Annotated in this window: 11 protein-coding genes; 4 read left to right on the forward strand and 7 right to left on the reverse strand. The window is 71.9% G+C overall.

Annotated elements, in window-relative coordinates; genetic code table 11:
* Positions 1 to 105 precede the first annotated feature (105 nt).
* A complete protein-coding gene (locus tag ACVN90_RS00320; protein ID WP_475100173.1) occupies positions 106 to 2,292 on the forward strand; it encodes an LLM class flavin-dependent oxidoreductase in 2,187 nt (728 codons plus the stop codon).
* Between the two features lie 150 nt (positions 2,293 to 2,442).
* Positions 2,443 to 3,738, forward strand: coding sequence for a D-alanyl-D-alanine carboxypeptidase family protein (locus ACVN90_RS00325; RefSeq protein ID WP_475100174.1), 1,296 nt, complete (start codon positions 2,443 to 2,445; stop codon positions 3,736 to 3,738).
* A 2-nt stretch (positions 3,739 to 3,740) separates the two neighbouring features.
* Here ACVN90_RS00325 and ACVN90_RS00330 read toward each other — a convergent pair whose 3' ends face one another.
* Positions 3,741 to 4,235, reverse strand: coding sequence for a DUF1990 family protein (locus tag ACVN90_RS00330; protein ID WP_475100175.1), 495 nt, complete (start codon positions 4,233 to 4,235; stop codon positions 3,741 to 3,743).
* 112 nt (positions 4,236 to 4,347) lie between these two features.
* Here ACVN90_RS00330 and ACVN90_RS00335 point away from each other — a divergent pair, with 112 nt between their 5' ends.
* Positions 4,348 to 4,542 (forward strand): hypothetical protein, encoded by a 195-nt coding sequence (locus tag ACVN90_RS00335; protein ID WP_475102167.1) that lies wholly within the window; start codon positions 4,348 to 4,350, stop codon positions 4,540 to 4,542.
* A gap of 61 nt (positions 4,543 to 4,603) precedes the next feature.
* Positions 4,604 to 5,443 carry a PhzF family phenazine biosynthesis protein gene (locus tag ACVN90_RS00340; protein WP_475100176.1) on the forward strand — a complete coding sequence of 280 codons (840 nt, stop codon included), beginning with the start codon at positions 4,604 to 4,606 and terminating at the stop codon, positions 5,441 to 5,443.
* 112 nt (positions 5,444 to 5,555) lie between these two features.
* On the opposite strand, the gene ACVN90_RS00345 is transcribed toward ACVN90_RS00340, so the two are convergent.
* Genes ACVN90_RS00345 through ACVN90_RS00370 form a run of 6 tightly spaced genes read right to left on the reverse strand, consistent with a single transcriptional unit; the run spans position 5,556 to position 13,087 of the window.
* On the reverse strand, positions 5,556 to 7,037 hold the full coding sequence (locus tag ACVN90_RS00345; protein WP_475100177.1) for an MFS transporter: 1,482 nt from the start codon (positions 7,035 to 7,037) through the stop codon (positions 5,556 to 5,558).
* 13 nt (positions 7,038 to 7,050) lie between these two features.
* The gene (locus ACVN90_RS00350; protein ID WP_475100178.1) at positions 7,051 to 8,136 is read right to left on the reverse strand and encodes an LLM class flavin-dependent oxidoreductase; all 1,086 of its coding nucleotides are present in this window, start codon (positions 8,134 to 8,136) and stop codon (positions 7,051 to 7,053) included.
* Positions 8,133 to 9,005 (reverse strand): DUF1684 domain-containing protein, encoded by an 873-nt coding sequence (locus tag ACVN90_RS00355; RefSeq protein ID WP_475100179.1) that lies wholly within the window; start codon positions 9,003 to 9,005, stop codon positions 8,133 to 8,135. The genes ACVN90_RS00350 and ACVN90_RS00355 overlap by 4 nt, the downstream gene beginning before the upstream one ends.
* A gap of 58 nt (positions 9,006 to 9,063) precedes the next feature.
* Positions 9,064 to 10,473 (reverse strand): M20/M25/M40 family metallo-hydrolase, encoded by a 1,410-nt coding sequence (locus ACVN90_RS00360; RefSeq protein ID WP_475100180.1) that lies wholly within the window; start codon positions 10,471 to 10,473, stop codon positions 9,064 to 9,066.
* Entirely contained in the window at positions 10,470 to 12,113 is a 1,644-nt protein-coding gene (locus ACVN90_RS00365) for a dipeptide ABC transporter ATP-binding protein (protein ID WP_475100181.1), read from the reverse strand. The genes ACVN90_RS00360 and ACVN90_RS00365 overlap by 4 nt, the downstream gene beginning before the upstream one ends.
* Entirely contained in the window at positions 12,110 to 13,087 is a 978-nt protein-coding gene (locus ACVN90_RS00370; protein WP_475100182.1) for an ABC transporter permease, read from the reverse strand. The genes ACVN90_RS00365 and ACVN90_RS00370 overlap by 4 nt, the downstream gene beginning before the upstream one ends.

Raw genomic sequence — 13,087 nt, forward strand, 5'->3', positions numbered from 1 at the left:
GCCGGGAAGCGGATGCTGCCACCCGGCGCGTCACCGAAGACCTCCGATTCTGTGCCCCTGCGATCTCGCCGCGTGCCACCGCCGCACCTTCTCCAGGGAGCACACATGTCCCGCGTTCCGCTCTCCGTCCTCGACCTGTCGCCGTTCGGCTCGGGTCAGACTCCCGCCGACGGCCTGCGTGCCAGCATCGAGCTCGCGCAGGCGGCCGAGCGCCTCGGCTACCGGCGCTACTGGGTGGCGGAGCTCCACTTCAATCCCGGTGTCGCCGGCGCCGCGCCGCACGTGCTTCTCGCGTCGGTCGCGGCCCTGACGCACAGCATCCGTGTCGGCACCGCCGCCACGATCATCGCCAACTACTCGCCGGCGCAGGTCGCCGAGGCGGCGGGCGTCGTGGCGCAGCTGCACCCCGGCCGCTTCGACCTCGGCATCGGCCGCTCGGGTTCGCGCAGCGCCGCGGCGACCGCGCTGCCGTCGACCCCCGAGGACCGCGTGGTGGACGGCCTGCTGCTGCCGGCCGCGCGCCCGTTCGCCGGGTTCGACTCCGAGCGCTTCGTCGTGCAGGCGCGGCTGCTGGGGCGCACCGAGGGCGATGCCGAACGGTTCGCCGACGATGTCGCCGACATCCTGTCGTTCTTCGACGGCACCTTCTCGCCCCCCGAGGACGTTCCGATCCACGTCACGCCCGCCGAAGGCGCCGACGTCACGGTCTGGATCCACGGCTCGACCGCCGGCCCCAGCGCCCGCCTCGCGGGTGAGCTCGGGCTGCCGTTCGGCGCGAACTACCACGTGGCCCCCGGCTTCGTGCTCGAGGCGATCGCCGAGTACCGCGCCGCGTTCCGCCCGGGGCGCATCGCCGAGCCCTACGTGATCGTGTCGGTCGACGCCGTCGTCGCGGAGACGGATGCCGCGGCCCGCCGTCTCGCCGCGGGTAACGGTCGATGGGTGCACAGCATCCGCGCCGGCCAGGGCGCCGTCCCCTTCCCCTCGCCCGACGAGGCCGACGCCGACCCGCTGACCGCCGACGAACTCGCCGTCGTGCGCGACCGGCTCGAGACGCAGTTCGTCGGGTCTCCCGAGACGGTCGTCGAGCGCCTCGAGACGCTGCAGCGCGTGACCGGCGCCGACGAGCTCCTGGTCACGACGGTCACGCACGACCCCGCCGACCGCGTGCGCTCGTACGCGCTGCTCGCCGAAGCGTGGAGCGCGGGAGTGGCTGAGCCTGCCGGCGACGCTGAGGGCGCAGCATCCGTGTCCCGCGACTGGACCATCCGGCTCGTTCGCACCGAGGAGTACGAGCGCGCCGGCGAAGTGACGGCCGAGGCGTACCTGTCGAGCTACGACTCGCTGTCGCCGGAGTACGTCGCGTCGCTGCGCGACGTCGCGAGCCGCGTGCGCGGGGGAGATGTCTGGATCGCGGTCGAACTCGATGGCGAAATCCTGGGGACGGTGTGGGTCGCGCGACCGAACCGACCGCTCGCAGAGATGGCGCAGCCTGGTGAGACGGACTTCCGGCAGCTCGCGGTGGCTCCGTCCGCCCGCGGGCGAGGGATCGGCGAGGCGCTCACCCGCCACGTCATCGAGCTCGCGCGCGAGCGGGGTTCGCACCGCGTGGTGATGAACAGCGGCCCCGAGATGACTGGCGCCCACGCGCTGTACGCGAAGCTCGGGTTCCGGAGGCTGTCGGAGCGCGAAGGGCTGAAGGAGGTGCAGCCCGGCCGGTGGATCGAGCTGTACACGTTCGGCTATGACCTCGCGCCCGAGCCCGCGGCCGCGTCGGCGGACGAGGCCTCGTGGACCTTCGAGACCGTCCGGTGGGACGACCCCCGCGCCCGAGCGCTGCGGGAGGCGATGGACGTTGAGGTCTCGCCTCGCTACGCGGATCGACTCACGGATGCTGCACCCGCCGCGGCCGAGGAGGCCCAGCGCACGTTCGCGGTCGACCCTGACACGATCGTCGCGACCGTGCTCGCCGTGGACGCAGCCGGCGACGCGGTCGGTCACGCGGCGCTGCGCGATCTCGCCCACGACGGCACGCGCGACCTCGAGGTGAAGCGCGTGTTCGTGAAGCCGCGCGCACGCGGCACGGGCGCGAGCCGCGCCCTGATGGGGGAACTCGAGCGCATCGCGCAGGATCGCGGCGCCGGCCGGCTGATCCTGCAGACAGGTGACCGCCAGCACGACGCGGTGGTGCTGTACGAGCGCATCGGGTATCGGCCGATCCCGATCTTCGAGCCGTACAAGGCGTTCGCGTTCTCGCAGTGCTTCGCGAAGGAGCTCGCTCCGCCGGCATGAGGCGCTGCGCTCTTTCTGCGGACTCGTGAGACGGGCAGTCTCAATGCTGCATGATGGGTTCAGCATTCGGGACGGGAGCCTTCCATTTCGACACCCCAGCAGCCGACGGATGAGCTCGAAGAGTTCACGCAGCTGATCAGCCAGGAGCAGATGTTCGGCGCGCCACCGCGCCGTTCGGTCGATCCCGAGGCCCGGCGTCGCCGGCGGCGCATCGGTCTGATCGTCACGGCGCTCGTGCTCGTGGTGCTGCTCGGCGTCCCCGGCGGTTACGTGTGGTGGGCGCTGACGGCGCCGCTGAGCGCACCCGTCGTCGAAACGCACGAGCCGCCCGTGACGGTGCCGGCGGCTGCCGCTCTGGCGCTCCCCTCCACCGGCTCCGCAGCGATCGCGGTCGCCGGTGCGGACGAGTACCTCGGACCGGAGGCGAGCGGCATCTGGGCGACGAGTGGCGCGAGCGAACCGCAGTCGATCGCGAGCATCACGAAGGTCATCACGGCACTCGTGATCCTCGATCGGCATCCGCTGGCGGATGCCTCGGATCCCGGACCCACGATCACCTTCAGCAGAGCCGACCACGATCTCTACGACCAGTACTACGTGCGCGGTGCCACGATCGCGGCCATGCCGACGGGCAGCTCGATGTCGCTGCACGACGCGATCGCGACGATGCTGATCCCGTCGGCGAGCAACTACGCGGAGGCCGTCTCGACGTGGGCGTTCGGCTCGCAGGGCGCCTTCCGCGGCGCCGCGCAGCGGTGGCTCGCGGCGAACGGGCTCACCGGCACGACGATCGTCGAGCCCACCGGCCTCGACGCGCGCAACACGAGCACGCCGTCCGACCTCATCGCGCTCGGCAAGCTCGCCGCCGCGAATCCGACGATCGCGAGCATCGCTGCGACGTCGTCACTCTCGCTGCCCGGTCCGGGCCGGATCGTGAACACCAACGACCTGCTCGGAAGCAACGGGATCACCGGCCTCAAGACGGGCAACCTCGGCGAGGGCACCTACAACCTGCTGTTCACCGCATCCGTCCCCGTCGGAACCGCGCAGCCGCTCGCCGTGACCGGAGTCCTGCTCGGCGGCTTCACCCGCGCGAACGTCAACCATGACGTGATGGAGCTGATCGACAGCATCCGTGCCGGCTTCCACGAGGTGCCGCTCGCGAAGCGCGATCAGCAGGTCGGCACGATCACGACGCCCTGGGGCTCCTCGGCGCAGATCGTCGTCTCCGACTACGCGACGATCTTCACGTGGTCCGACACCCCGATCACGGTGGAGATGACGACGACCACGCCGAAGACGTATACCGACGGTGAAGAGGTCGGGAGCATCACGTGGACCGCGGGCCCGAACACGGTGACCGTTCCGATCGAGATCGACGGCACCATCGTCCCGCCGACGGACGAGTGGCGCCTCACGAACCCGGGGGAGCTCGGCGGGGAGTAGGGTCAGCGCGCCGCGCGGACGCGCAGTGCACGGAGGTAGCGGCGGCGTGCGACCGCCTGCGCGAGGAGCAGCACCGGGTACAGCAGGCGCCAGTGTCGCCGTCCTGGGCGCGTGAGCGAGCGGACGGTGAGGATCACCGAGGCGCCGACGCGATGCACGATGAACGCCTCTTCCCCCGTGACCGGGTGGCCGGGAAGCGTCCGGTAGGCGAAGCCGACGCGGTCGTCCTCGTCGACGACGGCGACGACCTCGACGGGCTCGCGCACCGACAGCCCGAAGGGGTGCGCCACGATCACCGGGCGATCGCCGGAGCGTACGGTCTCCTCCGGGTCGACGCTGAAGCCGCTCCGGGTCTTCACGCCCCACTTCAGCACCTCGGCGCGCGCCCAGTTCCAGAGGTCGTCGCCCTCGCCGAGTCTCGTCGACCTCTCCCAGCGCTGGAAGCCCTCCGGACGCTCGCGCCAGTCCGCGCTCGCCGGCTGCGTCAACGACACCACGCTCCGATCCTGCCACCGCCCGGTCCGGCGGGGCCCGACGTCGGTGAGCCGCCATGGCGGGCGCACCTGTCGCGAGGGACAGCGCGCAACTAGGGTCGGGACCGTGAAGCGAATGTGGCCGTTCCTCGTGCCCGGCGTGATCCTCGGCGCGATCGGGCTGGTGTGGACCCTGCAGGGTGTCGGCGTGCTGCAGGGCTCGGCGATGACCGGGTCCTCGCTGTGGGCCACGATCGGCCCGATCGTGCTCATCGTCGGCCTGGTGCTGATCTGGATCGGGATCGCGCGACGCCGACGCCGCACCCGCTGATCGGCAGGAATCGGTCGTTGCCTGGCGACCAGGCCAGGGCGTGGGCGCCTATCGTGACCAGGTGACTTCGATCGATATTCAGCGATGGACGGCCTTCTCTTCCCACCCCGCGGGAGGCAATCCTGCGGGTGTCGTGCTGGACGCGGACGGACTCACGGATGCTGCGATGCTCGGGATCGCCGCGGACCTCGGGTACGCCGAAACAGCCTTCGTGGGCGCCGGCGGCGAACGTCGCGGCATCCGCTACTTCTCACCCCTCGCCGAGGTGCCGTTCTGCGGTCACGCCACCGTCGCAGCGGCGGCAGCGATTGCGGAGGCCGACGGCGACGGCGCGATCTCGTTCGAGACTCCGGTCGGCGTCGTCGAGATCGTCACGGCGACGGACTCCGGGGAACGGCGGGTGTCGTTCACCAGCGTCGAGCCGGACATGGCCCCCCTGCCCGCGGACGCCCTGGCCGACGTGCTCGGCGCGATCGGGCTCTCAGCCCAGCACCTTCATCCGGACTTCGTCCCCGCGCAGGCGTTCGGCGGCAACTGGCACCCGCTCGTCGTGCTGGAGGACCGGGTGGTGTTCGACGGGTTCGCGATCGACCCCGACCGGGCGCGCGCGGTGCTCGACGCGCGGGGGTGGCCCGCGACCATGATCGTGCTGTGGCCCGAAAGCGCTGATCGATGGCACGCCCGCAACGTCTTCCCGGTCGGCCCGATCATCGAAGACCCGGCCACCGGGGCAGCGGCGGCCGCGACCGGCGGATACCTTCGCGCCACGCACGCGGCGAAGGCGCCCGCGCAAGTGGTGATCTTCCAGGGGCGCCACGTCGGCAGGCCGAGCGAGCTCACCGTCGACATCCGGGCGACCGGCGGGATCGTCGTGTCGGGATCGGCCGTGCGCATCGACTGACCCCCGCGACTCCGCTGCCTCGCGCCGTGGGCGCTGACCTCCTTGACAGTGCTGCTGGCACAGCTCCGCGACACCGAACGATAGACGGCGCCGACGCCGGAGAAGCAGCCAGTCACGTCCTCGCAGCGCTTCGCGAGCCATCGCGCAGCGGCGCCGCAGCTTCTGCCCGCGTCCCTGCCCGCCGGAACGCGGGGTCCGCCGACGCCACCAGCGCCACCGCCGAGCCCGCCGCACACGTCACGAGTGCCGCCTGCAGCGTCGCGGCGGTAGACACACCTGTCGACGTGAGCAGGATGCCGGTGGCGAGGGCGACGAGGAACGTCGCGGCCAGCCGCTGCGTGAGCTGCAGGAACGACGCCGCGACGCCGTGCAGCTCGGCGGGCGCGAACGAGAGGGTGGTGGCGCGCACCACCGGCTCGACGAGCCCGCCACCGATGCCCAACCCGATCTGCGTAACCGCGGCGAGGACGAACAGCGCGCCGCCGGGCACGAGCGGCGCCGCCACCGCCAGTCCCGCGAAGAGCACGGCCTGCAGCCCGAGACCCAGCCACACCGTCGCCGAAGACCCGAGGATGCCGACCACGCGCAGGCTGAACAGAGAGCCGCCGAGGCGCGCCAGCGCACCCGGAGCGAACACGAGCGCGATCACCAGCGCCGACAGCACCGGCGACTGCAAGAAGTACAGGGTCACCGCCGAACCCGCAGCCATGCCGCTGCCGAACCACAGCAGTGCGACTACGTTTCCCACGACGAACCCTCGTGACCGCACCAGCGCCGGGGCGAACAGCGGCAGCCGTCCGCGCCGTGCGTACCGGCGCTCCCACCACACGAGCACGAGCCCCAGCACCACCGCGGCGCCGGCCACCGCCAGACCCGAGAGTCCTGAGAGTCCCGGCTCCACCACCGGCAGCGTCAGCGCCACCACCACGAGGCACAAGAGGACGATGCCCGGCAGGTCGAGCCACACGTGGCCCGACACCGAGGCCTCCGCGCGGACACGGCGTCCCGGCATCCCTCGCCATCCGAGCACGAAGGCGGCGACCACCAGAGGCAGCGGCGTCAGCAGCACGAGACGCCACGCGGCATCGGCCGGGAACAGCCCGAGCAGAGCGGCCGCGAGCACCGGGCCGAGCACACCCGCGAGCCCGCCGACCGCGGTGTACGCGGCGAGGGCGCTCAAACGCGCTCTGCCGGTGAACAGGTCCTGGATCGCGCCGAGCACCTGCGCGCTGATGACGCCGGCGCCGAGACCCTGCACGAACCGCGCCGCGACCAGCACCGCGATCGTCGGCGCGACCACCGCGGCGACGCCGCCGACTAGGAAGATCCCGAGGCCGACGAGGAACAGCAGCCGTCGCCCGTACACATCACCGAGGCGTCCCGACGGGATCAGTCCGAGCCCGAACGTCAGCGAGAACGACGCGAGCAGCCACTGCACGCCCGCCGTCGAACCGCCGAGCGACGTGCTCACGGCGGGTGCGGCGTACGTGATGACCACGGCGTCGAACAGCGTCGCGAAGCCCGCGGCCAGACACGCCCAGAGCGCGGGCCGCGCGCGGGATCGCCGCGCGGAGTCCGCGCCCTGAACCGTCATTGAGGAGCCGGACTCACACCGCGGCGAGTTCGGGGGTGCGCTGACCGAGCGGGTCGGCATCCGTCCATAGCGCCGTCGGGAACTCGCGCCGCAGCACCGGCGCGACCTCCACGGCGAAGCGCTCGAGGATCTCGAGCTGCTGCGCGAACGGCACCGTGGTGGGGAGGCTGATCGACTGCAGGTCGTGCCCGAGCCGGCCGTGGAACCGGGCGATCTTGTCGATCACCTGCTGCGGTGTGCCGACGAGGGCGGGGCCCTCGGCGACGGCGTGCTCGATGTCGCGGAACGGAGTGTTGTTCCCGGGCACGTTGGTGGCGGCGACGATCGCGTTGTACACCGGTCCGTATTGCGCGATCGCCTCCTGCGTCGTGTCGGCGATGAAGAGCGCGCCGGATCCCGCGGCGACGAACGCGCCCGCAGGATCATGGCCGTGGCGCGCGTATTCCGACCGGTAGTGGTCGACGAGCACGCCGTAGTTCTCGAGCGGCTGGATCGCATTCGCGCTGAACAGAGGGTCGCCGAACTTGGCAGCAAGGCCCGCCGAGAACAGCGTCGTCGCCGATCCGTGCCATACGCGCGGCGCCCCCGCGAACGGCCGCGGCAGCGTCGTCACACCGGTGAGAGCCCGCGTGAACTCGGTGCCCGGCCACGTGACGTCCTCCTCGCGCCAGAGCGTCCGCAGCAGCTCGTACTTCTCGGCGAGCAGCTCCCACTGGTCGTCGATGTCGAGCCCGAACAGCGGGAACTGCGCCACCTCGTTGCCCTTGCCGATCGTGATGTCGAGGCGCCCGCCCGAGAGCTGGTCGATGGTCGCGTAGTCCTCGGCGACGCGCACCGGATCCAGCACCGACAGCACGGTCACGCCGGAATTGAGACGGATGCTGCGCGTCTGCGCCGCGATCGCACCCAGGAGCACCGTCGGCGACGAGGAGATGAAATGCCCGGCATGCCGCTCGCCGATGGCGACAGCATCCACTCCCAGCTCCTCGGCGCGGATCGCCTGCTGCAGCGTCTCGGCGAACCGCTCGGCCGGCGAGACCTGCCGCCCGGTGATCGGATCGGCACGGTAGGGGACGATGTCGAGAAGCTGGAACCTCATGCGGCCACCCCCGGCGCGACGAGCTCCGTGTTCGAGACGACACGTGCGAGCGGCGTCTTCTCGCCGGCCTCGACGCCGATCGGCAGGCGATTTCCCTCCGGGGGCAGCGGGCACGTCGCGAAGTCCGTGTACGCGCAGGGCAGGTTGACGGCGCGGTTGAAGTCGATGGTCGTCCAGCCGTCGGCATCCGGCGCGTCGATGCCGACCGAGCGGTTGGCCGCGTACGTGGTGATCCCGCTCGTCGCGTCCGTGAACAGCACGAGAAGCGATCCCGGAGCCTTGCCCTCGAACGCGGTGAGCGCGAACTCCTCACCGCGCCACGAGAACTCCAGCACCCCCGGCGCGTCGTAGACGTGGGTGAGTCCGTCGACCGCCGCCCCGACCTCGGTCGGGCGCGGGGCGTCGAACGGGCGGAAGCGCGCCGCGACCCGCCAGCGCGGATTCGGCACGTAGGTCGGCGTGCTTGAGTACTCGGCGAGGAACGGGTGGTCGGCGCGACGCGGGCGCAGGATCGTGTGGCCGCCCCGGATCGCGATCTCGACCGCGCCGGCGACGTCGCCGTCGGTGAACGTGGGCGTGATGCTGCCGCGCTCGGGGATCGCGCCGAACGCGTGCGTGCCGGTGAGCGTCTCGCCGTCGAGCGTCAGGCTCTCCCCGTCGGCGAGCTCGACGACCACGCCGTCCTCGCCGAGACGCCAGGTGCCGGGTGCGCCGGGCAGCGTGACCGGGGCGGCGCCGAGCCAGTGCAGGCCCGTGATCGCGAAGAAGCCGAGGGAGTCGGCGCGCCGCGTCTCGTGCGTGCGGTGCCACTCCTCCCACTCGCGCCCGAACTGGGCGCGGTCGATGTCGGTGTTGAGTGCGGTGGTCATGAGTCCTCCTGGGTGGGGTGGATGGGAAGGGATGCTGCGCCCTGCGCAGCGTCCCCGGTCAGGCGTCGACGGACTCCGAGACGCGGGTGCGCGTGGCGGTGCTGGTGTCGGCGTGGAAGGTGCGCACGGCGTGGTCGAGGGCATCGACGGTGAGCGCGATCGAGTCGAGGTCGATGCGCTCGTCGTTGCCGTGGAAAAGCCGGCGGAAGGTGCCGTAGTCCCAGCGGTCGCTGAGCACCCCGAACCCGTAGGCGGGGATGCCCCGGCGGCGATAGAAGCGGCCGTCCGTGCCGCCGACGCCGAGCATCGGCAGCAGCTCCGCGCTCGGGTAGGCGCGGCGCACCGCGCTGCCCAGCGCATCGAAGAGCGGAGTGTCGACGGGCGACAGAGTCGACTCGCCGAACCAGTCGCCCTCGATCTCGATGTGCTCGATGAGGTCGCCGAGCGCGTCGCGGATGAGGCCCTCGACGTCGTCGCGCGTGACGTCGGGCAGGATGCGGATGTCGAGCTGCACGGTCGCGGTGCCCGGGATGACGTTGCCCTTCTCGCCCGCGCGCACGATCGTCGGCGAGATCGTCGTGTGCGTCGACGCGTGCGCGAACCCGCCCAGGGCGCCCAGGTGCGGCAGCCCGTCGTAGAACCGCTCGGAGTCGGTGAGCGCGGCCCGCGTCTCGGGCTCGAGATCGAGAGCCTCGGCGTACGCGCGCCACTGCGGCGTGATGACGGTCGTACCGCGGTGCCGTGCGAGGCGCGTCACGGCCTCGGCCGCGATGACCGCGGCGTTGCGAGACCCCCACGGCGCGGAACCGTGACCGGGCGCGCCGGTCACGCGCAGCAGACGCCCGGCACCGCCCTTCTCGCCGACCATGACGCCGAGGTGCGGACGGGACCCGGCGTGGGCGCCGCCGGATTCGGTGAGCACGTAGTCGGCGTCGATGAGGTCGAGGCGGTGCTCGGTGAGCCAGCCCACCCCGAAGCGGCTGCCGTTCTCCTCGTCGGCGACGGCGGCGAAGATGAGGTCGCCGCGCGGGCGGAACGATCCGGTCGCGACCGCGCGCGTCACGACGGCGTACGCGGCGGTGAGGTTGAGCATGTCGATCGCGCCCCGGCCCCACAGCACACCGTCGACGATCTCGGCCGCGAACGGGTCGTGCGACCAGCCCGACGGCTCGACGGGGACCACGTCGGTGTGCCCGACGAGTGCGAGCGACGGCGCGGTGGGGTCGGTGCCCTCGATGCGCACGATGAGCGACTGACGTCCGGGGTGCGGCTCGACGACGACGCCCTCGAGCCCGGAGCCCTCGAAGAACCGCTGCAGCGTCTGCACCTGCAGGTGCTCGTGACCCGAGTCCGGCGTTCCGTCGTTGACGGCGGCGTTGCGGATCAGCTCCTGCAGCAGCTCGGTCGTCTGCTGCGCGAGCGTTCCTTGAGCCGGCAGTCCCCGCGCGCGAAGTCCCTGCGCGCTCACGCGACCGCCCCTTCCGCGAGCACGGGCCCCGACAGGGTCGACCCCGGGATCGCCTCGATGAGACGGCGCGTGTACTCCTCGCGCGGCGCGCTCAGCACCTGCGAGGTCGCGCCCTGCTCCACGATCCGCCCGTGCTGCATGACGGCGACGCGGTCCGAGATCTCGCGGACCACGGCGAGGTCGTGGCTGATGAACAGGTACGACACCCCCACCTCGTGCTGCACCGCCGCGAGCAGGTCGAGGATCTGCGCCTGCACCGACACGTCGAGTGCCGATACGGCCTCGTCGAGCACGACCAGGTCGGGCCGGAGCGCGAGCGCACGCGCGATGGCCACCCGCTGCCGCTGACCGCCCGAGAGCTCGGCCGGCCGCCGCGACGCGGTGCCCGCCGGCAGCGCCACCTGCTCGATCAGCTCGCGCACGCGGCGCCCCCGCTCGGCCTTGTCGATGCCGTACGCGCGCAGCGGCTCGTCGATCACCTCGGCGATCGTGAACCGCGGGTCGAGCGACGCGAACGGGCTCTGGTAGACGAGCTGGAACCGCCGGCGCAGCGCGCGCAGCTCTTCACGACTCGCGGCGACGAGGTCGTCTCCGTCGAAACGGATGCTGCCCGCCGACGGCTTCTCGAGGCGCAGAGCCAGTCGCGCCGTCGTGCTCTTGCCCGAGCCCGACTCGCCCACGATCGCCAGCGTCTCGCCACGGTCGATGCGGAACGTGACGTCGTCGACGGCGACGAGCTTCTCGCGGCCGGCGAGCGGGAACTCCTTGCGCAGACCCGTCACCTCCAGGAGCGGCGGGGACGCAGCATCCGTTTCCGTCCGAAGCGGTCGCTCCCCGACGCGCACGGTCTCGCCGCGGAGCCCGGGTGCCGCGGCGATGAGCGAGCGGGTGTACGGATGCTGCGGATCCGCGAGCACCTGGCGTGCCGCGCCCGTCTCGACGATCTCGCCGTTCTGCATCACGATGATGCGGTCGGCGCGGTCGGCGGCGACGCCGAGGTCGTGCGTGATGAGCAGCACGGCTGTGCCGAGCGTCGACGCCAGCGTGTCGATGTGGTCGAGGATCTGCTTCTGCACGGTGACGTCGAGGGCGCTCGTGGGCTCGTCGGCGATCACGAGCTTCGGCTCGGCGGCCAGCGCCGTGGCGATGAGCGCACGCTGCTTCATGCCGCCCGAGAACTGGTGCGGGAACTGCTTTGCGCGCGCCACGGGCTCGCCGATGCCGGCGAGGCGCAGCAGCTCGACGGCCTGCGCGTCGGCACCGCGGCGCGTGGCGAGGCCGTGGATCACGAGCGGCTCGCCCACCTGGCGGCCGACGCGCTTGACCGGGTTGAGGCTCGTGGTCGGGTCCTGCGGGATGAGCCCGATCGCGCGTCCGCGCACCTCGCGCCAGGCGCGGCGCGAGAGCCCGGTGAGGTCGGTGCCGTCGAAGACGATCGAGCCGGCGTCCACCGACGCGTTCGACGCGAGGAGGTGGATCACGGCGTGCGCCGTCGTGCTCTTGCCCGAGCCGGACTCGCCGACGATCGCGACGACCTCGCCGCGGTCGACGGTGAAGCTCACGTCGCGCACGGCGGGCTTGGACTCGCCGCCCAGGGTGTACGAGACGGACAGGTTCGAGACCTCCAGCAGGGCGGTCATCGGATTCCTCCATTTCGCTCGAGGGCGCGCGAGATGCGGTTGGCCGACAGCACGACGGCGACGATCACGAGGCCGGGGAAGGTCGTGAGCCACCAGGCGACGGCGAGATAGTCCCGCCCGCCGGCGACGAGCGATCCCCACTCCGGTGTCGGCGGCGGAGCGCCGAAGCCGAGGAACGACAGCGACGAGATGGCGAGCACCATGACGCCGAACTCGAGGGCGGCGAGCGCCACGACGGGTCCGGAGGCGTTCGGCAGCACGTGCCGGCGGAGCACCGTGTACCAGCGCACGCCCGAGACGTGCGCGGCTTCGACGTAGACGGCGGTGGCGATCTGCAGCACCTCGGCGCGCATGACGCGGGAGAACGAGGCGATGCTCGCGAGTCCGACCGCGATCGCGACGTTGAGCGTGCCGAAGCCGAGCGCGGTGATGAGCGCGAGCGAGAGCAGCAGGCTCGGGATCGCGAGCAGCACGTCCATGAAGCGCATGATCGCGTCGTCCACGACCCCGCGGAGGAACCCGGCCAGCAGCCCGAACAGCGACCCGACCGCGAGTCCGACGATCACGGCCACCGAGGTCGCTGCCAGCGACGTCGCCGATCCGTAGACGACGCGGGCGTAGAGGTCTCGTCCGAGGTTGTCGGTCCCGAAGAGGTGCTCGGCGCTCGGCGGCAGCAGGCGGTCCTGGGGGACTCCGACGATCGGGTCCCACGCGGTGAACCACGAGGGCACCAGCGCCCACAGCGTCACGAGGGCGAGCACGAGGATCGACGCCACGAGGGTCGGCTGCTTCAGCACCGCGATCACCGGGCGAAGGGCAACCCGGCGGGACGCAGCATCCGTCCGCTCTTCATCGAGGGCGGCCGCGTGCGGGCTGCCCGACGGATCGGCGTCGGGGTCGACGATCGATTCGAGGAACGGGTCGTGCGGCTCGAGGGTGCGCGCGGGCGGGGAGAGGACGTTCTCGACGGTCAT

The sequence above is a fragment of the Microbacterium sp. F01 genome, from assembly GCF_056156365.1.

Bases quoted from the DNA above. Each gene is read 5' to 3' on its own strand.
- ACVN90_RS00370 (WP_475100182.1), bottom strand. From the start codon at position 13,087: ATGACCGTCGAGAACGTCCTCTCCCCGCCCGCGCGCACCCTCGAGCCG.
- ACVN90_RS00335 (WP_475102167.1), top strand. From the start codon at position 4,348: ATGTGGCCGTTCCTCGTGCCCGGCGTGATCCTCGGCGCGATCGGGCTG.
- ACVN90_RS00365 (WP_475100181.1), bottom strand. From the start codon at position 12,113: ATGACCGCCCTGCTGGAGGTCTCGAACCTGTCCGTCTCGTACACCCTG.
- ACVN90_RS00345 (WP_475100177.1), bottom strand. From the start codon at position 7,037: ATGACGGTTCAGGGCGCGGACTCCGCGCGGCGATCCCGCGCGCGGCCC.
- ACVN90_RS00320 (WP_475100173.1), top strand. From the start codon at position 106: ATGTCCCGCGTTCCGCTCTCCGTCCTCGACCTGTCGCCGTTCGGCTCG.
- ACVN90_RS00350 (WP_475100178.1), bottom strand. From the start codon at position 8,136: ATGAGGTTCCAGCTTCTCGACATCGTCCCCTACCGTGCCGATCCGATC.
- ACVN90_RS00325 (WP_475100174.1), top strand. From the start codon at position 2,443: ATGTTCGGCGCGCCACCGCGCCGTTCGGTCGATCCCGAGGCCCGGCGT.
- ACVN90_RS00355 (WP_475100179.1), bottom strand. From the start codon at position 9,005: ATGACCACCGCACTCAACACCGACATCGACCGCGCCCAGTTCGGGCGC.